The 20556-nt window shown below is 70.5% G+C and carries 18 protein-coding genes; 4 read left to right on the forward strand and 14 right to left on the reverse strand.

Features of this window, described 5'->3' with window-relative positions; genetic code table 11:
- Positions 1-4: 4 nt before the first annotated feature.
- Genes AB0C30_RS46825 through AB0C30_RS46865 form a run of 9 tightly spaced genes read right to left on the reverse strand, consistent with a single transcriptional unit; the run spans position 5 to position 8896 of the window.
- Positions 5-709 (reverse strand): SDR family oxidoreductase, encoded by a 705-nt coding sequence (locus AB0C30_RS46825; RefSeq protein WP_357956518.1) that lies wholly within the window; start codon positions 707-709, stop codon positions 5-7.
- 1 nt (position 710) lies between these two features.
- Positions 711-1964 (reverse strand): exo-alpha-sialidase, encoded by a 1254-nt coding sequence (locus tag AB0C30_RS46830; RefSeq protein ID WP_357956520.1) that lies wholly within the window; start codon positions 1962-1964, stop codon positions 711-713.
- Positions 1961-2761, reverse strand: coding sequence for an aldolase/citrate lyase family protein (locus AB0C30_RS46835; protein ID WP_357956522.1), 801 nt, complete (start codon positions 2759-2761; stop codon positions 1961-1963). Before AB0C30_RS46835 ends, AB0C30_RS46830 begins: the two co-directional genes overlap by 4 nt.
- Before the next feature lie 28 nt (positions 2762-2789).
- Entirely contained in the window at positions 2790-3749 is a 960-nt protein-coding gene (locus AB0C30_RS46840) for an aldo/keto reductase (protein ID WP_357956524.1), read from the reverse strand.
- Positions 3746-4609, reverse strand: coding sequence for an ABC transporter ATP-binding protein (locus AB0C30_RS46845; RefSeq protein WP_357956526.1), 864 nt, complete (start codon positions 4607-4609; stop codon positions 3746-3748). The genes AB0C30_RS46840 and AB0C30_RS46845 overlap by 4 nt, the downstream gene beginning before the upstream one ends.
- Positions 4606-5475 (reverse strand): ABC transporter ATP-binding protein, encoded by an 870-nt coding sequence (locus AB0C30_RS46850; protein WP_357956528.1) that lies wholly within the window; start codon positions 5473-5475, stop codon positions 4606-4608. Before AB0C30_RS46850 ends, AB0C30_RS46845 begins: the two co-directional genes overlap by 4 nt.
- Positions 5472-6434: an ABC transporter permease gene (locus tag AB0C30_RS46855; RefSeq protein ID WP_357956530.1), complete on the reverse strand. Its 963-nt coding sequence runs from the start codon at positions 6432-6434 to the stop codon at positions 5472-5474. Before AB0C30_RS46855 ends, AB0C30_RS46850 begins: the two co-directional genes overlap by 4 nt.
- A complete protein-coding gene (locus tag AB0C30_RS46860; protein ID WP_357956532.1) occupies positions 6431-7366 on the reverse strand; it encodes an ABC transporter permease in 936 nt (311 codons plus the stop codon). Before AB0C30_RS46860 ends, AB0C30_RS46855 begins: the two co-directional genes overlap by 4 nt.
- A gap of 3 nt (positions 7367-7369) precedes the next feature.
- Entirely contained in the window at positions 7370-8896 is a 1527-nt protein-coding gene (locus AB0C30_RS46865; protein WP_357956534.1) for an ABC transporter substrate-binding protein, read from the reverse strand.
- A 359-nt stretch (positions 8897-9255) separates the two neighbouring features.
- Between AB0C30_RS46865 and pdxA the strand changes: the two genes are divergently transcribed.
- Both pdxA and AB0C30_RS46875 read left to right on the forward strand, forming a co-directional pair.
- Positions 9256-11598, forward strand: coding sequence for a 4-hydroxythreonine-4-phosphate dehydrogenase PdxA (gene pdxA / locus AB0C30_RS46870; protein ID WP_357956536.1), 2343 nt, complete (start codon positions 9256-9258; stop codon positions 11596-11598).
- A 37-nt stretch (positions 11599-11635) separates the two neighbouring features.
- Positions 11636-12463, forward strand: a complete 828-nt coding sequence (locus AB0C30_RS46875; RefSeq protein ID WP_357956538.1) for a DeoR/GlpR family DNA-binding transcription regulator — start codon at positions 11636-11638, stop codon at positions 12461-12463.
- A 42-nt stretch (positions 12464-12505) separates the two neighbouring features.
- Here AB0C30_RS46875 and AB0C30_RS46880 read toward each other — a convergent pair whose 3' ends face one another.
- From AB0C30_RS46880 to AB0C30_RS46890, 3 genes are all read right to left on the reverse strand, one after another.
- On the reverse strand, positions 12506-13936 hold the full coding sequence (locus tag AB0C30_RS46880; RefSeq protein WP_357956540.1) for an MFS transporter: 1431 nt from the start codon (positions 13934-13936) through the stop codon (positions 12506-12508).
- Positions 13937-14132: 196 nt separating this feature from the next.
- On the reverse strand, positions 14133-15245 hold the full coding sequence (locus AB0C30_RS46885) for a HAMP domain-containing sensor histidine kinase (protein ID WP_357956542.1): 1113 nt from the start codon (positions 15243-15245) through the stop codon (positions 14133-14135).
- 66 nt (positions 15246-15311) lie between these two features.
- Complete coding sequence (locus AB0C30_RS46890) at positions 15312-15974, reverse strand: response regulator transcription factor (protein WP_357956544.1); 663 nt, start codon at positions 15972-15974, stop codon at positions 15312-15314.
- A gap of 127 nt (positions 15975-16101) precedes the next feature.
- On the opposite strand from AB0C30_RS46890, the gene AB0C30_RS46895 reads away from it, so the two are divergent.
- Positions 16102-17652 (forward strand): hypothetical protein, encoded by a 1551-nt coding sequence (locus tag AB0C30_RS46895; protein WP_357956546.1) that lies wholly within the window; start codon positions 16102-16104, stop codon positions 17650-17652.
- On the opposite strand, the gene AB0C30_RS46900 is transcribed toward AB0C30_RS46895, so the two are convergent.
- Positions 17643-18497 carry a helix-turn-helix transcriptional regulator gene (locus tag AB0C30_RS46900; protein ID WP_357956548.1) on the reverse strand — a complete coding sequence of 285 codons (855 nt, stop codon included), beginning with the start codon at positions 18495-18497 and terminating at the stop codon, positions 17643-17645. The genes AB0C30_RS46895 and AB0C30_RS46900 overlap by 10 nt on opposite strands.
- A 142-nt stretch (positions 18498-18639) precedes the next feature.
- Here AB0C30_RS46900 and AB0C30_RS46905 point away from each other — a divergent pair, with 142 nt between their 5' ends.
- On the forward strand, positions 18640-19416 hold the full coding sequence (locus AB0C30_RS46905) for an alpha/beta hydrolase (RefSeq protein WP_357956550.1): 777 nt from the start codon (positions 18640-18642) through the stop codon (positions 19414-19416).
- Here the strand turns inward: AB0C30_RS46905 and AB0C30_RS46910 are convergent.
- Complete coding sequence (locus tag AB0C30_RS46910) at positions 19400-20554, reverse strand: glycoside hydrolase family 68 protein (protein ID WP_357956552.1); 1155 nt, start codon at positions 20552-20554, stop codon at positions 19400-19402. The genes AB0C30_RS46905 and AB0C30_RS46910 overlap by 17 nt on opposite strands.
- Between the last annotated feature and the right edge of the window lie 2 nt (positions 20555-20556).

The following is a 20556-nucleotide window of genomic DNA, read 5'->3' on the forward strand; positions in this document are numbered from 1 at the left end:
AGGTTCATAGTGACGCCCCGCCGCACATGACGAGGTGCTGGCCGGTGATCGCCCCTCCTTCCGGGCCGAGCAGGAAAGCCGTCAGCCCCGCCACCTCCTCGGGCCGGATGAACCGGCCCAGCGGCGGAACCCGTGGCGGGGTGGCGGCACGTCCGGGGTCTCGCAGCATGGGGGTGTCGGTCGGCCCGGGGGCGACCACGTTGACGGTGATGCCACGCGGAGCCAGCTCCATGGCCCACGAACGGGACAAGCCCGCGAGCGCGGCCTTGGTCGCCGCGTACTGGCTCTTGCCCGCCGCGCCCGCCATCGTGCGGCTTCCGATGAGCACGACGCGGCCACCGGGGCGGATCGCGCCGACGAGGGCGTTCACCAGGACGGTCGCCGCCTCGACGTGGACCCGCCACATGAGGGCGCCGTCCTGTGCCGACAGACCGCCGAGCGGCGCGGAGCGCTGCAGGCCGGCCGCGTGGACGACGGCGTCGACGGCGCCCACCGAGGCCGACGTGTCGGCCAGCTGGTCGAGGTCGGTCAGGTCGGTCTGGATCCACGAGTAGGCCGGCGTGTCCCGCTCGTACTCCGGAGGGCGGGTGCGGCTCATCCCGGTGACTCTCCAGCCCTCGGAGAGCAGGCGCGCGGCGATGGCCTGGCCGATGCCGGAGCTGGCCCCGGTCACCACCGCGTGCTGTGGCTCGTCCGCGTGCGTCGACACCTCAGAGCCCTTCGGTACGGGCGGCCCATTCGGGTCGTACCCGGACGTACTTGATGACGCGGCGGTGGTAGGTGAAGACGATGTGCAGGTCACCGTCGGCGGTTTCTTGGATGGAGGGGTAGGAGAACTCCCGGTTGAGTCCGTCCCGAGAGTTGTTGGTCAGGCAGTAGCCGTCGCCGACTTCGAGATCGCGGCGGATCGGCCACGTGCGACCTCCGTCCGCGGACAGTGCGAGGGTCATGGGCGCACGCGGGGCGCCCCAGAACGCGGTCCGCTCATCGCCCCCGACGACCGCGGGCTCTTCGCGCCCGGCAGGCGCCGGTTCTTCGCCGGTCGGACCCGCCGGGGTGGCGGCGAGCCCGTCGTCGTCGATCTCGTCGTACAGCGACACCCGGCGCTCGACGGCGTCGGCCGCGCTGCTGGCGTTGAACACCAGTGCCAGCCGGTCGTCGCTCAGTGTGACGTACTGGATGGAGGAATTGTTGTTGGGCAGTTCGGTGGCGGCGGGAGCGCTCCAGGTCTCGCCCTCGTCCGCCGACCGGCTCGCGTAGATCGCATCCGCCCAGCGGCTGCGGAACAGCGCGAGCAGCGTGCCGTCGGCCAGCAGGTGGATGTTCATGTGGACGCAGCCGGTGCTCTCGGGGACCGGCTGTTCGCGCCAGGTCCGCCCCTCGTCGTCGGAGATCATGAGAGAGCTGGTGTCACGGTCGCCGACCCAGCGCTTGCCCGGTGTGGTGACGCAGTTGAAGACGGGCAGCAGCCATCGGCCGGACGGCAGCACGAGCACGGGCTGCCGGACGAAGACGCCACCGCGGCTCGTGGCGGGGAAAAGGGTACGTACGGGACCCCAGGTGTGACCGTCGTCCCGCGAGATGCGGCAGCGGACCTCGGCGGTGTCCTGGTTGCCGGCGCGCTGGGCCGTGTACAGCAGCCACAGCTCGTCGGCGGGAGTGGGGAACAGGACGGGGTTCTGCTCGGAACGCGTCAGATCGTCGGACAGCCGCGTCGGCGCGGACCAGGCCTCCGCCCCCTTCTCCAGCCGGGAGAACCAGATGGAGATGTCAGCGACGCCTTCCTGCGTGCCGCCGAACCACACGCAGCCGAGATCGCCGTTGCCCAGCGCCATGATGTTGGCCGCGTGGTTCTGCACGGCGGGCGCGATCAGGTACGCCTCGTGGCGGTCCGGATCGGCGTCGTGTACGCGGATCACGCCGTCCATGGGCAGGTCGGCGACGGCGGGCTGGGGCTCGCTCACGATTCTCCTTGGAAAGACTGGTCTCCGCGAGAAGACTGGGCTCGGGCGTCGGTCAGGTGGGATTTGGCCACCAGTTCGAGGTGGACGAGGTCCGACGCGATGGACGCGAAGGTGTATCCCTCGGCCAGGCGCTTGGCGGCGCTCCCGCCGTCGGGTGTGTGGATACCGGCCGCGATACCGGCGGACTTGGCGGCTTCGCGCACCGTGACCAGCGCGTCCTCGAACCGGGCGGCGATCGCGGGGTCACCGGGGAAGGCGGCGCCCAGGGCCAGGGCCAGATCGGACGGGCCGACGTAGACGCCGTCCAGGCCGGGGGTGGCGCAGATCGCGTCGATGTTCGCCAGACCCTGTGCCGTCTCGATCATGGCGAGGACCAGCACGGTGGCGTCGCTGTCGGCGGGGCGCGGTCCGATGCGCAGCGCCGAGCGCATCGGCCCGTACGAGCGGCGCCCCTTCGGCGGATAGCGGGTCGCGGAGACGGCCGCGGCGGCGTCGTCGGCGGTGTCGATGAGCGGCACGATGACGCCCGCGGCGCCCGCGTCGAGGGCTCGGCCGATGCGGGCGGCATCGTTCGCCTCGACCCTGACCATGCCTGCGGACACGCCGCCCGCGTCGATCGCCGTCAGGCTGTTCAGCAGACCCGAGTAGCCCAGCAGTCCGTGCTGGGCGTCCAGGCACACGTAGTCGTAGCCGAGGCGCGCGATGCGCTCAGTGGACACCGGCGAATCGAGGACGGACCAGTAGCCCAGTGCGGGTTGCCTGGCCCGGATCCTGGCGGTGAAGTCGGTGATGCTCACTGCTGGCGCTCTCCTCGGTAGTCGGCTCTCATCGGTTGTAGGCGGGCATGGGGCCGCGCAGTGCCGCGCCCACGCGGTCACAGGCTGCCACGACGTCCTCGGGAAGCGGTCCGGCCGCGGCGGTCGCGATGTTCGCGCGCAGGTGTTCGGCCTTGGAACCGCCGAGCAGGACGGCCCCCACGCCGTCGCGATGCAGCAGCCACCGCAGGGACAACTCGATGAGGGACAGGCCCGACTGCGCGGCGATCTCGCCGAGGGTGGTGACGGCCTCGAACAGCGCCCCGTTCCAGTAGCGCTGCCGGTACATGGGCGCCAGCTTGGAGTCGCCGAAGCGGCCGGCGGCGGGGTCCTGCTCGAAGGTGTGACGCCCGGTGAGCAGCCCCCCGCCGAGCGGGTTGTAGACCATGGTCGTCAGGCCGGTGCTCCGCGCGAACTCCAGGTATTCCTCCTCTACCCTGCGGGCCAGGAGGTTGTACAACTGCTGGGCGACGACCGGCCGCGGCGCGCCGACGGCGTCGGCGGTGTGGTTGATCTCCGCGATCTGCCAGGCCGCGTAGTTGGAGACGCCGAGCGCGCCGATCTTGCCCTCGGCGACGAACTCGGCGATGACGCCGAGCGTCTCGGCCAGCGGCGTACGGCGGTCGGGCTGATGCAGGTAGAACAGGTCGACATGGTCGACGTTCAGGCGGCGCAGGCTGCCTTCGAGGCTCGCGCGCAACCCTCGGGCGGACAACGGAGCGTGATCGCCCGCGTCCGGATGGGGCATGCCGGCCTTGGTGGCGAGGACGATCCGGTCGCGCCGGGTGGCGAGCAGTGGCCCGAGGATGGATTCGGTCGCGCCGCCCGCGTAGGCGTTCGCGGTGTCCACACCGGTGATGCCGGACTCGAGCGCCAGGTCCAGCATGCGCTCGGCCTCTTTCGCGTCGGCCGTGTCACCGAACGTCATGGTCCCCAAGACCAACTGGGACAGCCGGACGGGTGATGTCATTGGTCGGTTCCTCGCTGAACTGGTGGTGCGGGCAGCTGCGTAGTGGATGGGGCCCGCACCAGCTCGCGCGGCTTACGTCCCTGGATCGCGGTCGGATCCAGCGCGGCCCTGCGCAGGGCGCGAGTGTAGGGGTCGGCCGGTGCGGCCAGCACCTTGCGGGTCGGGCCGGACTCGACCAGCCGCCCCTTGCTCATGACGATGATCTCCTCGCTGATCTCCCTGACCACACCGAGGTTGTGGGAGATCACGACATAGGTGAGGCCGGTCTCGGCCTGGATCTTCATCAGCAGGGCGAGGACCTGCGCCTGCACGGACACGTCCAGCGCGCTCGTCGCCTCGTCGCAGACCAGCAGGTCGGGCTTGGAGGCGAGGGCTCTGGCGATGCCGATGCGCTGGCGCTGGCCACCGGAGAACTCCGGCGGGCGGCGCTCCAGGGCCGTGGCCGGCAGGCCGACCTGGTCGATGAGCGTGGCCGCCTCCTTGGCCCGCGCGCGTTTGTCGCGCATTCCGCGCACGCGCAGCGGTTCGGCGACGATCTCCTGCGCGGACAGGTGCGGGTCGAGCGATCCGTACGGGTCCTGGAAGATCATCTGCACCCGGTTACGCATGGGGCGCAGCCGCTTCTCGCTCAGCCTGGCGATATCGGTGCCACCCACCACGATGCGCCCCGCGGTGGGCTTGACCAGCCGGACGATCGACCGGGCGATCGTGGACTTGCCGCAGCCCGATTCCCCCACGATGGCCAGAGTGCCGCCCCGCCGGACGCTGAAACTGACGTCGTCGACCGCGCGGAACACGCCGTGGGCGACGGGATAATCCACAACCAGGCCGTCGACCTCGAGCAACGTGTCATCGGTCATCGGGGCTCTCCCAGCGCTATGGGCGCGTCCGGAGACTCGCCGTCCTCGTCCCACGGGCCAAGCCGTGGGACCGCCGCCAGCAACTTCCTGGTGTACGGGTCGCGGGGCGCGTTGACGATCTGTTCGGCCTCACCGGACTCGACGAATCGGCCGTCCTTCATGACATGGATGCGGTCCGAGACGAGCCGGGCCACGCCGATGTCGTGAGTGATCATGAGGATGCCGATACCGGTGTTCTCCTGCACTTCGAGCAGCAGGCCGAGGATGCCGGCCTGAACGGTGACGTCCAGGGCGGAGGTGGGTTCGTCGGCGACGAGCAGGACGGGCGATCCGGCGAGCGCGATCGCGATGAGCACGCGCTGAAGCATGCCGCCCGACAGCTGATGCGGATACTTGCCCAGCTGGGACGCAGGGTCCGGGATGTGCATCCGGGCCAGCAGCTCGACGGACCGCGAGACGGTCTCCGTCCTGGACAGGCCGCGGTGCCGCAGCCGTACGGCCTCACGCAGCTGCTGCCCGATGGTGTGGACGGGGCTGAGCGCCGTCATCGGATCCTGCGGGATGAGGGAGACGGTACGCCCGCGTACCTCGCGTACCGCGCGCGGGTCGGCGATGACGTCGACTCCCTGGAAGCGGGCCGTGCCGGACAGGACCGCCAGCTCCGGGGGGAGCAGCCGCAGGATGCCCATGGCCGTGGTGGACTTGCCGGATCCCGACTCGCCGATGATCGTCACGGTTTCGCCCTGGCGGATGAGGAAGCTGACGCCGTCGACGGCGCGGACGATGCCGGCCTCGGTCATCAGCTCGATCTGCAGGTCCTCGACCTCCAGCAGGGGGCGGTCGGCCTCGTCGAACTCGGCTGTCATGCCCGGCTCACCTTCCCTTCCGTCTGCGGGCCCTTGCGCCGGCGAGCGCGGTCCCGCAGGCCGTCTCCGAGCAGGTTGACACCGACGACGAGCAGCACGATGACCAGTCCGGGCAGCGTGACCAGCCACCACGACGTCGTGATGTAGTCCTGGCCGTCGGCGATGATGCGGCCCCACGTGGCGAACGGGCGCTGCGGACCGGCGCCCAGATAGCTCAGCGCGCTCTCCAGCAGCACGGCCTGGGCCAGCAGCAGCAGGATCACGAGCGAGGCCTGCTTGACCACGTTGGGCAGCACGTGCCGGAGCAGGGTGGTGATGCGATGCAGGCCGAGCACCCGGGCCGCGGCCACGTACGGTTTCTCCCGCTCGACGAGCACCAGGGAACGCGTCAGGCGGGCCACCTCCGGCCACTGCGCGAAGGCGATCACGAAGGTGATGACCGGAATGGACGGGCCGAAGAGCGCGACGACGAGCAGCAGCATCAACAGCAGAGGCAGCGACAGCTGCGCTTCCAGCAGGCGGGAGACCACGGTGTCGACCCAGCCGCCGAAGAATCCGGCCGCCGCGCCGGCGATGAGGCCGATGACACCGGACACGAGGATGGCCAGCACGCCGACGGTGAGCGAGACCTGGCCGCCGTGCAGGACCCGGGAGAGCAGGTCCCTGCCGAGCTGGTCGGTTCCGAACAGGTGCCCGTCGGTCAGGGGCGGCAGGCGACGCAGGCTGAGGCTCTGCGCGTCCGGTCCGGGAATCGGCAGGAGGCCGGCCAAGGCGACGGGCAGGACGACAAGGGCCACGGCCACCGAGCCGACCCATATCTTCAGCCGCGCGCTCTTGCGGCGGCGGGCCGCCGCGGATCGGGCGAGATCCTTGGCGGTCACCGCGCTGGGCCGCGTGGCGGGCGCCGCGGTGTCCCGGCTGCCGGAGCCGTCGGCGGGGCCGACTGTCGTGGCGGTCATGAGGCCACCGCCTTCCCGAGTCGTACCCGCGGGTCGAGCAGCGGGTAGGTGAGGTCGATGAGGAGCTGGACGAGCACCGTCAGGACGGCCGTGACCAGGACGGTCGCCTGGATCAGCGGGTAGTCCCTGGTCTCCAGCGCGCGTACGACGAGCGATCCGACACCTGGCCAGGCGAAGACGACCTCGACCACCACCACGCCGTTGAGCATGGCGGCGAAGCGGGTGCCGAGCGCGGTCACCACCGGGACGGCCGAGTTGCCCATGGCGTAGCGCCAGGTCAGGCCGCGTTCGGAGATGCCGCGGGCGCGGGCGATCGTCAAATAGGGCGCCGCGAAGCCCGCTCCCATCTCCCGGCGCACCAGGCGGGAGATCAGCGCGATCTGCAGGATGCCGACGGTCACGGTGGGCAGGACGAGGCCGGCCCAGCTGGTGAAACCGGATGCCGGGAGCACGGGGACGAGCACGGCGAAGATGGTCAGCAGCATGATGCCGCTCCAGAACTCCGGCATGGACTGCCCGGCGATCATGGCCACGTTGGCCCCCAACTCGCGGGCGGTGTCGGCGTGCCTGGCCATCCAGACACCGGCCGGGATGGCCACGACCGCGGCGAACAGGATGGCGGACACGGCGAGCATGATCGTGTACGGCATGCGGCTGAGGACGACGTCCAGAGCGGGGGCCTGGAAGGAGAAGGACGTGCCCAGGTTGCCGTGGAACAGGTCCTGGACGAAGATCCCGTACTGCTGTATGAGCGGTTTGTCCAGGCCGAACTGGGCGCGGATGCGGTCGAGCTCAGCCGTGGTGGCCAGCGGGCTGGCGTAGGCGGCCGCCGGATCCCCTGGTGCCAGCCGTACGAGGACGAACACCGTGGAGACGGTCAGGAAGATCGCCAGGATGCTCTGCCCGACACGCTGCGCAACATAGCGGACCACGATTCATCCATTCAGTCGCACGGATGCGAGTTCGTAGGAGTTGGTGGGACTGAGCAGCACGTTCTCCACGCGCTTGCGCCGGGCGATGACGGTTTTGGGGACGAAGGCCCACATGCAGGGCCAGGTGTTCCAGATCTCCTTCTGGGCGGTGGCGAGGATGCTCTCCCGGGCGGCCTTGTCGGTTTCCTGCGAGGCCTTCTCCAGCAAGGCGGCGATCTTGGGGAACACGTAGCCCTGGTAGGTGTCGCGGGTGGCCTCCTTTTCCTTCGTGCCGGCGAACATGCCCTGCAGCGGCGTCAGCGCCAGCCCGGTCGGGCCGGGGTAGCCGTTACCGAGGACATCCCAGTCGCCGCCCCGTCCCTGCCGCCACTTGGAGATGTCGCCGCCCGGCTGGAACTGCTGGAGTTCGGCCTGCACGCCGACGGCCTTGAGCATCTCCACCACCGCCTCCATGACGCTCGTGTCGTTGGCGAACTCTCCGGTCTCCCAGATGATCTTGATCTTGAGATCCTTCACTCCGGCGGCGTCGAGCATCTGCTTGGCCTTCTGCGGGTTGTAGACGTATTCACCCGTCTGGACCGCGCCGGTCAGGGTGTCGGCCACCACGCCCCGAGCGGGGGAGACCGAATCGGCGAAGACGTCCTTGATCAGGGACGGGCCGTTGATGGCGTAGCTCAGCGCCTCACGTACGCGCGGGTCGGCAAGCGGGTGCCCGGCGGGCTTGCGGAAGTTGTAGAAGAGCTGAGTGATCCGCGTGCTCGGCACCTGCTGCACCTCCACGTCACCCAGCCCCGACAGCTGGCTGATCGCATCGGGGGAGATCGCGTCGATCACGTCGACCTCGCCGCTGCGCAGCGCGACGACGCGGTTCGCCTCCTCCGGCAGGAACCTGACCTGTACGGTCTTGATCGCGGGCGCCGGGCCCCAGTACTTCTCGTTCACCTGCAGCGTGTACTCGCCGGTGCCCCGGTTCGCGGCGGTGACGACGTAAGGGCCCGATCCCACACCGCCCTGGAGTTCCTCCGGTTTGTTGGCGGCGGCGGGGGTGATGAGGATGTTCGCCATCAGGTAGTCGAGTGTCGGCACCGGATGCTTGGTGACGAGCTTGAAGGTGGCGGCGTCGACGGGAGTGACCGTCGGCCACTCGGGGAAGAGGCCGGCCAGGAACGATCCGGGCACCTTCTGGTACATCTCGAGCGCGGTTGAGACGTCTTGGACCGTGACCGGGCTGCCGTCGGAGTAGCGGACGCCGTCGCGCAGCTTGACCGTCCACTCGGTGGGAGCCGTCAGCTCGAACCGCTCGGCCAGGACGTGCTGCACGGTGAGCTTCGGGTCGATGAAGGTCAGCGCCTGACGGACGCCGCGCTGGACGGTGACGGCGGCATCGAACTGGTTGAGCTTGTTGTCCAGCGACACGAGCGAGCGGTTGAGCGCCAGGGTGATGCCGGAGCCGCCGGCGGGCCCGCCGCTGGAGCCCACGGCGGGCGCACTCCCCGGTCCCGCGCAGGCGGCGAGGGGACTCAGGGTCATGGCCGCACCCGTGAGAGCGCCGAGACGGAGAAGACTGCGACGGGAGAACTGGGGGCCGCTTCCGGGATGAGTCACTGGGCTTCTCGCTTTCTGAACCGTCCGCAGTGGTACGCCGCTCAGCAGCGGCCGTCTGCCAGGACCGGATGTTTCCCACGTCACAACGACGTTGCTGCACCATTACACGACTGCGCATTTCGCGCAAGGGGCCTAGCGCATTTTGTGCAAGCTGTGACATCATCCAGTCAAGACGAAGGATACGGCGACGCGTCCGCCTCGCTCAGAAGCGGATCGCGCATATGGGTTCGCGAACGCCGCGAGAGTCCTTCTGACCTGCAAAGATCAATCACACCGGGGGTTCCTTGAGGCCCAATCCCAGCACGGCCGCGCACGGTGTCCTCATCGTGGCCGACGACCTGTCGGGGGCAGCCGAGTCCGCAGCACGAGTCATGATGCGCGGAACACGCACGAGGATTCTTCTCACCCATGACGCCGTGCGCGGCGAGCGCGAACTCGCCGACATCCTTGTCGTCGACACCGACTCCCGGCATCGGCAGCCCGCCGACGCCGCCGCGGCGGTGCGTTCCACGGTCGCCGCGGCCTCCGCCGGGCGGCCGCGGCTGATCTTCAAGAAGATCGACTCTCTGCTGCGCGGCAACGTCGCGGCGGAGGTGGCCGCGCTCGCGACGCCCGGCGCCGCCGTCGTCGTCGCTCCCGCGCTGCCCGGCCTGGATCGGGTGGTACGCGGCGGCGTGCTGTACGTGGCCGGTGCCCCCCTCCACCAGGCGAACGCCTGGGCGGTGGACGGTGTCCCGGCTCCGACGTCGGTCGAGGCGGCTCTGGCGCCGCTCCCGGCCCGCGTGCTGGACCTCGCGACCGTGCGATCGGATCGTCTTACCGAGGCGATCGCCTCCTGCGCGCGGGATGCGCATATCGCGCTGTGCGACGCGGAGACGGATCAGGATCTGGACGCCGTCCTGCGTGCCGCGCTGGCCGTGCCGTCAGTACGGCTGGTCGGCTCCGGCGGGCTCGCCGACGCGCTCGGGCGCCATCTGCGGAGTCTCGGCCCGGCTGCCGGGGAGCATTCGCTTGTTCCAGGGCACGGTGGCGTGGGCTGCCCGGCGCCGCTCGTCGTGGTGGGCAGTGCCGAGCCGGTCGCGGCCGAACAGGTGCGCCGGCTGATCGAGGCCGGAGCCGTGCCCGTGGCCCTGCCTCTGACGGCCCTCCTCGGCACACCCGACGGCCGCGAACCCCTCCCCCGCATTCCCCTCGGCGACCGAGCGGTCGTGGCCTACCTCGACTCCGCCGGCGTCGTCCTCCCTGCGGCCTCCCGTGACATCGCGAGCCGGCTGGCCGAGGCCGTCGCGGACGCGGTGCGCGCGTACGAGAGTCCGGTGGACCTCGTCCTGACCGGCGGCGAGACCGCCCGGCGCGTCCTGGACGCCCTCCAGGTGCGGGAACTGACCCCGGTCGGGCAGGTGCACCCGGGTGCCGTCCACTCCCGGACTGTCGACGGCCGTTCCGTGGTCACCCGCCCGGGCAGCTTCGGGGAGGCCGACTCGCTCGTCGAGATCGTCAGGACCCTGGCCCCGTACTCCCTCGATTCCCTTAACCCCACTCTCTCCCAACGCGAAAGCTCCCAGAACCAAGCGAAAGGTCCCGAAGTGAGCATCAGCACTGCCGGCGTCAGCCGACAGCCTCGCACCGCGGCCACTCCGATCATCGCCGTCACCATGGGTGACGGTGCCGGTGTGGGTCCGGAAGTCATCGTCGGCGCCCTCCAAGACGCCGGCACCGCCGCACTCTGCCGTCCCGTCGTCATCGGCGACGCCGTACGGCTGCGCCAGGCGGCCGGCATCCTCGGGATCGACACCGAGATCGTCGCGATCGACACAGTGGCCGACGCCGTGTTCCAGCCGGGCCGCCTCAACGTCATCGACCTGGGGCTCCTGCCGGAGGACCTGCCCTGGGGGAAGATCTCCCCCGTGGCGGGGGCGGCCGCGTACCACTATGTCCGGGTGGCCAGCGAGCTGGCGATGGCCGGGGAGGTGCAGGCGATCTGCACGGCGCCGCTGAACAAGGAGGCCCTGCACGCGGGCGGCTACATCTTCCCCGGCCACACCGAACTCCTCGCGCACCTGACCGAGACCGGCGAGGTGTCCATGATGCTGTCCTCGCCGAAGATCCGGGTCATCCACGTCACCACGCACATCGGGCTGATCGACGCCATCGCGAAGATCGAACCCGGCCTGGTGGAGCGGACCGTCCGCCGAGGTCATGAGGCGCTCCAGCGGGCCGGGATCGAGAACCCGCGCATCGGAGTGTGCGGCATCAATCCGCACGCCGGCGAGAACGGCCTGTTCGGCTACGGCGAGGAGGCCGAGAAGATCGTTCCCGCCATCGAAGTCCTGAAGGCCGACGGGATCGACGTGCAGGGGCCGTTGCCCGCCGACACGGCGTTCTTCGTCGCGGGACGCGGTGACTACGACCTGATCGTGGCGATGTACCACGACCAGGGACACGGCCCGGTGAAGATCCTGGGTATCGAGGCCGGGGTGAACATCACCGTGGGCCTGCCCGTGATCCGCACGTCCGTGGATCACGGAACCGCCTTCGACATCGCGGGGAAGGGCATCGCTGAGGTCGGTAGCATGATCGAGGCGCTGCGGCAAGCCGCCCAGATGTCTCCCAGTCCGGCGAGCTGACCAGGGACCGTTGAACGCAAGCCGAGAAGGAGGAGCGTTGTCCAGGAACTCTGACCGTCGGCGCGCCGAGATCGTGCGCCTGGCCACGACCAGTGGTCTGGCCAGTGTCGAAGAACTGTCCTCGACGTTCGCTGTGACGCCCTCCACCATTCGCCGTGACCTGGCCCGGCTGACCACGCAAGGCCTGCTGACCCGGACGTTCGGCGGCGCGATGGCCGTCGTCGCCCACCCCGAGGACTCGGTGCGCCAGCGCGTCGGCGAGGCCTTCGAGGCCAAACACGGGATCGCCCGATGGGCGGCTCAGCAGATCGGAGCCGGCGAGTCCGTGCTGCTCGACGCCGGCTCGACCGTCGCGGCGCTCGCCCACGAACTGCGCTCCAGCACCCAGCTCTTCATCGCCACCACGAGCTTGACCGTGCTCAAGGAGCTCGGTGACGTCGAGAGCCTCCATGTGGAGTGCCTCGGCGGCCGGCTGCGCCATCTCAGCCAGGGTTTCGTGGGCCCCACCACCGAGGCGTCTCTGGAACGGATGTCGTTCGACCGCGTCTTTCTCGGGGCTGACGGAGTCACCGCCGACCGAGGGATCTGCGAGGCCGACCTCCAGCAGACCCGGCTCAAGGAGCTCATGGCGCGCAACTCCCGTAAGACCTACGTTTTGGCGCACGCGGCCAAGCTCGGGCGCGGTCCGTTCCATGCCTGGGTGCGGCTCCCCCGGCCCTGGACGCTGGTGACCGACGACACGGCCTCGGAAGACGCGCTGGCCCCGTTCTCGAGAGAGGGAGTCGAGGTGGTCGTGGTCGACGTCGAGGGCCGGATCAGCAAGCCGAAGCCGGCCGCCGATCAGCCGAGCGCCCCGCAAGGGTGAGGGCAGCGCGGCCGATCATGCCGCCCTGACTCGGGCAACCGCTCACGATCCTTGGTGGAGCGGGGCCTGATCGGCCGGTTCCGTCAGGCTCGTACGATTGGCGGCATAGGCGGTGAGGGCGCCGGTCGCGCAGATGATCGCGATGCCGAACAGCGCGAACCGTGCCGAGTCGAGTATCGAGGCGCCGCCCAGATTGACCAGGACGCCGCCCACCGCCGTACCGAACGCGATCGACAGGCTCGTCACGGTGGCGATCGCCGCCGCCGCCCGGCCACCTTCCTCCGGATCGCGGGTGCTGGACATCGCGGCCACCGACAGATGCGGGTAGGCCAGGCCGATGCCCGCACCGGCGACGAACAGCACCGGCACCCAGACGAGCACCAGCCAGCTCGGCGTGTCCGCACGCTGCAGCAGTCCCTGAAGGAGGAGGCCGGCGGCGAGCAGCACCGGGCCGAGCACACGCAGCCGGCGTACCGCCCGGTGTCCTGTCACCGACGAACTGCCGATCTGGGTGAGCGACCAGCCGAGCGAGATCGCCGCGGCGAAGAACCCCGCGATGAGAGGTGGCAGCTCGGCCAGCCGCTGGCCGAACAGCGGAAGGAACGACTCGACGGCGACGCCGAAGGCCAGCAGCCCCAGCGTCAGGTAGACCCACTTCAACGACGAACCTCTCTGGTACGTCGTACGCGGGAAGACCCGCGGCTCGCCGCGCCGCTCATGGACGTCGAACCCGGCCATCGGCAGCAGCGCCAGCGCGATACCGGCGGCCTTCGCGAGCGTGCCGGCCACGACCCCCGCCACGCTCACCGCCCCGGCCGCGGCCGTCACCAGCAGCAGCGACCCGGCCGGGATCGGCACCCGCCCGTCGCCGCGTTCGCTGGGCGGCAGCACGCGGGGCACGATCGCGCCGCACCCGGCCCCGATCACGGCCATGACCGCGAACGCCGGCCGCCACGAGCCGAACTGGGCGAACAGCCCGCCGAGCGCCGGACCGGCGAAGTTGCCGACGCCGTACATCGCCGACATCAGCGCGGTGCCGCGCGTCCAGAGCCGGGCCGGCAGCGCCGCTCGGATGACGGCGAACCCCAGCCCGGACAGCAATCCCGCGCCGAGCCCCTGGACACCCCTGGAGACCAGCAGCACCGCCATCGCCGGGCTCAGCGCGCAGGCCAGCGAGCCCGCGCTGAACGTGGCGAACCCGAGAAGGTAGGCGCCGACGTTCCCCTGCCGGGACAGGAGGCGGCCGGTGAGCATCGTCGCGATCACCATGGCGACGAGGTAGATCGTCATGTTCCAGGCGTAGAAGCTCGCGCCGCCGAGGTCGGCCACCGCGGTCGGCAGCAGGCTGGCCGCCAGATAGATGTTGATCGCGCCGACGAGCACTCCGCCGGCCAGTACGATCGCCGCGCCGAGATGCTCGCGGCCCAGCAACTCCCGCCACGCGGGCGTGGCGGAGGGTGGAGTGAGGCTCACGCGCCCACCTCCACGACGAAGGTGTGGATGGCGGGCTCGGCGCCGCCGGGTTGTTCGTGATCGTCAGGACTCATGCCTTCAAGGCTGTCGTTGAACTGTTCCCGGAGGCTTTGCCCGCCGGTCGTCGACGGTGCTGGGCGGATGAGGGTGCGAAAGCCTCAAGCCGCGGTAGAACCTTGCCCCCGCGCGTGCCCGGTCAGCGGGGACGGCTCGGATGAGCTTCGTGGGCGAAGCGCACGGTGATGGACAGGCCGCCTTCGGGGCGTGCGCTGGTGGTGAGGGTGGCGTGGTGGGCTTGGGTGACGGCGTTGACGATGGCCAGGCCGAGACCGTAGCCGTCGCGGCGGCCGTGACGATCGGGCGCCAGTCTCTGGAAGGGCTGGAAGAGCCGCTGGATCTGGTCGCCGGGAATGACCGGCCCGCTGTTGGTGACCGTGAGGGCCACCTGGGTGCCGATGGTCTGGGTGGTGATCTTGACCTGGCCGTCCGGGCGGTTGTGGCGGATGGCGTTGTCGATGAGGTTGGCGACGAGGCTTTCGATCAGTCTCGGGTCCCCGGCCGTCACCGCGGGCGTGAGGTGTTCGGCGAGGTCGATGCCGGTCTGTGCGGCTTGGTCGCGGCGGGAGGCGAGCACTCCCGCGACGATCTGGGTGAGGTCGAGGGTGTCCCAGCGGGTGACGCCGCGCTCGCTCGTGGCCAGGGCGAGCAGTGCCTGGACGAGCCGCTCCTGGTGTTCGCCCAGGGTGAGGGCCTCCTGGCAGACCGAGCGCAGGGTCTCGGCGTCGGCGTCGGGGTCGGCGAGGGCGACTTCGAGCAGGGTACGCAGGCCGGCGAGCGGGGTGCGCAACTCATGGGAGGCGTTGGCGACGAAGTGGCGCTGGGCGTCGAAGGAGGCTTGCAGGCGGGCGAACAGGTCGTCGAGGGTGTGGCCGAGTTCGGTCAGCTCGTCCGCGGGCTCGCCGAGGTCCAGGCGCCGGTGGAGGTCGCCGGCGGAGATGATTTTGGCGGTGGTGGTGATGGCGCGCAGCGGGCGCAGGAACCGGCCGGCGACGTACCAGCCGAGCGCCAGGGCGACGGGAATCAGTATGACCAGGGCGATGGCGGATCCGGTGAGGAGTTGGGGCAGGCTGATCCCGGCCCCGGTTTCAGTGATCGGGCCGGATGAGCCTTTGGGGGTGGTCTGCTGGATGCTGGCCAGCGGGATGTCGACGAGTATGAGCACGAAGGTCCCGGCGGCGTAGATGCCCGCCGCGTAGGCCAGCGCGAGCCGCGTCTGCAGCGACCTTCTGGTGAGCGTCTGCGAGGTCATTGCGGTCCGATGCGGTTGAGCGTCTGTGAGGTCATGACGGCCCGATGCGGTTGAGCGTGTGGGAGGTCATGACGGTCCGATGCGGTAGCCGCCTTCGCGGATGGTCTCGATCACGGGCGGGTCGCCGAGCTTGACCCGCAACCGGTGCATGGTGTGCTTGACGGCGCTGCTGAAGGGGTCGGCGGCCTCGTCCCAGACGCGCTCCAGCAGTTCCTCGGCGGAGATGACCAACCCGGGTACGGCCAGCAGGCATTCCAGCAGGCCGAACTCCCTGGGGCTCAGCTCAAGGCGCCGGCCGGCCCGGAAGGCGATACGGCGGGCCGGGTCGAGGGTGATGTCCCCGCATGCCAGGGTGGGCGGCAGCGGCGGGGTGGCACGGCGGCCCAGGGCACGGACGCGGGCGACCAGTTCGGCGAACGCGAACGGCTTGGGCAGGTAGTCGTCGGCGCCGAGGCTGAGCCCGTCGACGCGGTCCTCGATCGTGCCGGAGGCGGTGAGCATCAGCACGCGGGTCTCACAGCGGCCGTGGGCCAGTCGTCGGCAGATCTCGTCCCCGTGGACGCCGGGCAGGTCGCGGTCGAGGATCACCACGTCGTAGCGGGTGGCGGCCAGGCGGTCGAGGGCGGCGGTGCCGTCCAGGACGACGTCGACGGCCATGCCCTCGCGGCGCAGCCCGGTTCCGATGGAGCGGGCGAGGATTTCGAAGTCCTCGACGACCAGGACCCTCACCGCTCCTCACCGCCTGGTTGAGGTGCCATGCCCTTACGATCCCAGATCCCCGGTCGCAACCAGGTCGCAGCCACTGCGACCGGGCTGGAACCGGGTGCCGCGTACAACCGTCGGCATGAATCCATCTATGCCGTTCCGATCCGGCTTGCACGTGGAGTGGACCAGGTTCCGCTCCGGGCGATGCTGGGTGCTCGCCATGGCGGCCTCCGTACTGGTCACCGTGTCGCTCGGACTGCTGATCGCCGGGGGCGTCCGCAGCAGCTGCGTGACCGGGAAGGGCGAGGGCCCCTGCCCCGCGCCCTTGGTGGGACCCGATGGCACGGCTGTGCAGGACAGGTACTACTTCGTGCACCAGCCGCTCAAGGGGAACGGCAGCATCACCGCCCGCGTGGCGGACATGACCGGGCAGATGCGGCTGCCGGACGCCGTACCCGGAGTGCGCAACATCAAGCAGGGGGTGGTGCCGTGGGCGAAGGCCGGGCTCCTCGTACGGCAGAGCCTCAAGCAGGGCACACCGTACGCCGCCGTCATGCTCACCGGAGATCACGGCGTGCGGATGCAGTACAACTACACCCATGACGTGGCCGGCGGACCGCACAACGGCCCGCAGTGGCTGCGGCTGACCAGGTCGGGCGACACCGTCACCGGCTTCGAGTCGGACGACGGCAAGACGTGGACCCAGGTCAGCACGGTCAACCTGACCGGGCTGCCGGAGACGGTCGAGATCGGGCTGTTCGCCACCTCACCAGGCGCCTTGTGGGACATGGCGAAGGCCTTCGCCCAGGCCACCGCCACCTTCGACCAGATCAAACTGCAGGGCGCGAACGGTTCGTGGCGCCGCGACGACGTCGGCGTCGCTCTGGAGTCCGACGGTAAGACCCCGCATCACCCGGGCGGGGTCGTCGAGTTCGGTGACAAGCTCATCGTGACCGGGGGCGGCGACATCGGGCCCGCCACGGTGGAGGGCGGTCTGCGCGCCGACTTCACGCTGATCGGCGGGGTCGTGGGGCTGATCCTGGTGCTCGTGGTGGCGGTCACGTTCTACACGGCAGACTACCGGCGCGGGCTGATCAGGACCGGCCCGCAGCACGCACAGCCGCTCGCGCCGCCGGTCGGGCCACTGGTCGGCCCGCCGGTCGGGCCGCCGGTCGGGCCGCCGGTCGGGCCGCGTCCGGCGCGGCTGCTGGCGGCCAAGGCCACGGTGGTCGGCGCGGTCGCGTTCGCGGCGGGGCTGGTGGCCTCGGGGATCGTGGTGCCCGGCGGTCTGGCGCTGTTGCGTGCCCATCAGAACCCGATTCAGCCGCTCACCCTGGCGACCGAGCTGCGGGTGATCGTCGGCTTCGCGGCGCTGACCGCGGCCGCCGCCGTGCTGGCTCTGGGCCTGGCCGCGCTGGTCAAGCGGGCCATCGTCGCCAGCGGGCTGGCCATCGCGCTGGTCGTCGTGCCGTACCTGCTGGCGACCGCGGGTCTGGCGCCATGGCTGCTGGTGATCACCCCTGCCGCCGGGTTCGCGATCACGCAGAGCGTCCCCACGTTCGCGCATGTGGACGTCGGCCCGTCACTGTTCGGGAGCTACTACCCGCTCCCGCCCTGGGCAGGGTTGGCCGTGACCTGCGGGTACGCCGCCCTCGCCCTCGGGGCGGCGATGGCCGTGCACCGCAGGACAAATCATCGGTGACTGCGGTGGGCGGTCTCCGGGCCGATGACGCGCAGGAGCTCGAGAGCCTCGATGCTCTTGGATCCGGGCGGCGGCGTGAACAGGCGCAGGCGCTGGTCGGCGGCCTGCGTCTGCAGCATCTCGAAGTCGAATTCGATGAGCCCGACGGACGGATGAATGACACGCAACCGGCTCTCGCGGCGCACGGCGACCTCGTGCCGCTGCCAGAGGTCGGCGAACTCCTCGCTCGCCGCCCCGAGCCGGTCGATCAGGGCGCTCGATGGCTGATCGTAGTCACGACGTGTCGCGGCGGCACGCAGGTCGGCGACGCGCAGGCGGCTGTGGCGGTCGTGTTCCTCGGCGGGGTACGCCTGGCGCACGAACGGGTCGGTGAACCAGCGCCACACGATGTTCCGGTCCCGTTCCTCGATCCTGCACACGCACCCGAACAGCGTCTCGGCCAGGGCGTTCTGCGCGAGCAGATCGCCGAGGTCGGTCAGGAGCTGGGCGGGCGTGTCGCCCAGCCGGTCGAGAAGGTAGAGCAGGCCGGGACGTACGTGATTTCCGGCGCGCGCCCCTTCGGGCGGCCGGTGGCCCGCCAGCAGATAAAGGTGATCTCTTTCATCCTCGGTCAACCGCAGGGCCCGGGCGAGTGCGCTCAGTAGCTGGACCGATGGCTGGGAGCTGCGCGCCTGTTCGAGCCGCATCACGTAGTCGGCCGACACCCCGGCCAGCTGGGCCAGCTCTTCGCGGCGCAGGCCGGGCGTGCGGCGCCGGGGGCCGGCGGCCAGGCCGACCTCCTGCGGCCGGAGCCGTTCGCGGGAACGGCGGAGGAAGTCAGCCAGCTTGACGCGGTCCATCTTCATGTCATCCATCCTCGCCGCCCGGCCCACTGCGCGGGCCGCGCACGCTAGGAGGGCCGATCCTAGGGAATCGGCTCCCCTCCTCATCGCCGCACGCTCCTGGCATCGTCCCTGGTGTCGAGCAGCGCTGAGAGGGGAGACGGACATGAGAGAGGTCACAGTGGGCAGGGCGCACGTGCCGTACCGGGTGATGGGCGAAGGCCGCCCGCTCGTACTGGTGCATGGCGGCAGTCCGGGCTCGAAGGCATGGGACGGCGTGGCCGGGGCGTTCACGGGCACCAGCACGGTGGTGCTGCCGGATCTTTCGGGAAGCGACGCGGCGCGCGACGACGGGGGCGAGCTCACGGTCGAGCTGCTCGTCGAGCAACTCGCCGCCGTGATCTCCGACCTCGGGAAAGGGCCCGCCGACGTGGTCGGGCACTCCATGGGCGCTTCGGTGGCCGCCGCGTTGGCCGCCGTCCGGCCGGATCTGGTGCGCAGCGTCGTGTCGGTCACGGGCTGGGCCGGGCGGGGCGATGAATACCTCCGCAACGCGTTCACCGTCTGGCGCGATCTCGCCGGTGATGGCGACACCTTCGCGCGGTACACGATGCTGATCGCCTTCAGCCGTGAGCATCTGGCTGCCATCGGCCCGGCGGCCGTGGCGGAGCTCACCACCGCCTTTCGGCCCCATCCAGGCAGGCTCCGGCAGATCGATCTCGCCTCTCGGCTGGACGTCCGCGACCTGCTGCCGGGGATTCAGGCGCCGACGCTGGTGATCGGGTGCGCCCGCGACACTCTGATCTCCGCGGAGTACTCCCGCGCGCTGGCCGCCGACATCCCGGGCGCCTCGTACGAGGAAGTCGACAGCGGACACATCGTGATGGCCGAGCGGCCGACGGAGTTCGTGAAGCTCGTCCGCGACTTCATCCACCCGGGATGACAGAGGTGGTCATCGCGTCCAGGGTGAGCCTGAGCATCGGGGCGATGGTGCCACCGAAACCGGCCCGGGCCCGCGCGGCCGGCGCGGATCGCGGATCCACGCCCTGGCAGGAGCGGTAGTTGGCGAAGCTGACCACACGGAGATCGGGCAGCACCAGCCAGGCGTATGCCTGGTCGGGTTGGCGGGCGGGGTTCTGGATCACGAGCCCGGATCCGTTGAGCGGCTCGTACGGCCCGGTCAGGCTCGGTGCGGCGAAGCCATAGAGCCCGGTGGGCGCGCGGCCGGCCGGGTGGAAGGTGTGACGTTGGGTGGAGAAGAAGAGGTAGTACCGGCCGTCGTGGACGATGACGTGCGGTCGTTCGAGCTCGTGGTTGACGCCTTCGGCGACGAGCAGCGGCGGCAGGAGGGACCAGGTGCCCGCTTGTTGCTCGGCCAGGGCGATCGCGCCGGTGAAGCCGTCCTCCCACGCGGTGGACGCTGCGACGAGGAGATGATCGCGCCCGTCGGCCGGGTCGCGGAACCAGCCGGGATCGCGGAAGGCCCTGATGCGGCCCAGCGCTCCGTCGCCCTCCTCTGCTGGCAGGCCCGGGGCTCCGTCGCCCTCCTCTGTCAGCAGGTACATCCGGCCGTCGGAGCGCAGGACCTCACGATGCTCGACGTCCGGTCGCAACGAGATGCGACTGGCGTCGGCGATCAGGGCGGCGCGGGCCTCGATGACGCTCTGCCGGTACGTCGGTCGTGCTTCGCCACGCCGTCCAGCGGCCGTGTAGTACACGGACACGGTCCCATCAGGCCGCCGAACCGCTGACCCGGACCATTCGCGGCTGCCGGGCGCGGCGCCGTCGGTGAAGGCGTTCCCCAGGTCCTTCCACTTGTCGTCGCGGTGGGCGAGCAGACGGATCCGCGCCTGGTCGTGGCGCTCCTCGGGGTGGCCGGCGGCGGGCGCCGACAGGGCCATCCACAGCTCCTGGCCGCGGATCACGCTCGTCGAGCCGTCCTCGTCCTGGATCGGCCACAGGTCCCACAGGTCGTGGTCGGGCAGAATCGGTGCCGCGGTGGCGATGACGGGCGCCGTGGTCGTGGCGGCCTCGGCGAGCAGGTCGAGGTGCCGGTGGGTCCAGCGTGCCGGAGAGAGCATGG

It is taken from the genome of Nonomuraea sp. NPDC048901 (assembly GCF_040649695.1).
Taxonomy (GTDB): domain Bacteria; phylum Actinomycetota; class Actinomycetes; order Streptosporangiales; family Streptosporangiaceae; genus Nonomuraea.

Bases quoted from the DNA above. Each gene is read 5' to 3' on its own strand.
- AB0C30_RS46840 (WP_357956524.1), bottom strand. From the start codon at position 3,749: ATGACATCACCCGTCCGGCTGTCCCAGTTGGTCTTGGGGACCATGACG.
- AB0C30_RS46845 (WP_357956526.1), bottom strand. From the start codon at position 4,609: ATGACCGATGACACGTTGCTCGAGGTCGACGGCCTGGTTGTGGATTAT.
- AB0C30_RS46850 (WP_357956528.1), bottom strand. From the start codon at position 5,475: ATGACAGCCGAGTTCGACGAGGCCGACCGCCCCCTGCTGGAGGTCGAG.
- AB0C30_RS46855 (WP_357956530.1), bottom strand. From the start codon at position 6,434: ATGACCGCCACGACAGTCGGCCCCGCCGACGGCTCCGGCAGCCGGGAC.
- AB0C30_RS46865 (WP_357956534.1), bottom strand. From the start codon at position 8,896: ATGACCCTGAGTCCCCTCGCCGCCTGCGCGGGACCGGGGAGTGCGCCC.
- AB0C30_RS46885 (WP_357956542.1), bottom strand. From the start codon at position 15,245: ATGACCTCGCAGACGCTCACCAGAAGGTCGCTGCAGACGCGGCTCGCG.
- AB0C30_RS46895 (WP_357956546.1), top strand. From the start codon at position 16,102: ATGCCGTTCCGATCCGGCTTGCACGTGGAGTGGACCAGGTTCCGCTCC.
- AB0C30_RS46900 (WP_357956548.1), bottom strand. From the start codon at position 18,497: ATGAAGATGGACCGCGTCAAGCTGGCTGACTTCCTCCGCCGTTCCCGC.
- AB0C30_RS46905 (WP_357956550.1), top strand. From the start codon at position 18,640: ATGAGAGAGGTCACAGTGGGCAGGGCGCACGTGCCGTACCGGGTGATG.
- AB0C30_RS46910 (WP_357956552.1), bottom strand. From the start codon at position 20,554: ATGCTCTCTCCGGCACGCTGGACCCACCGGCACCTCGACCTGCTCGCC.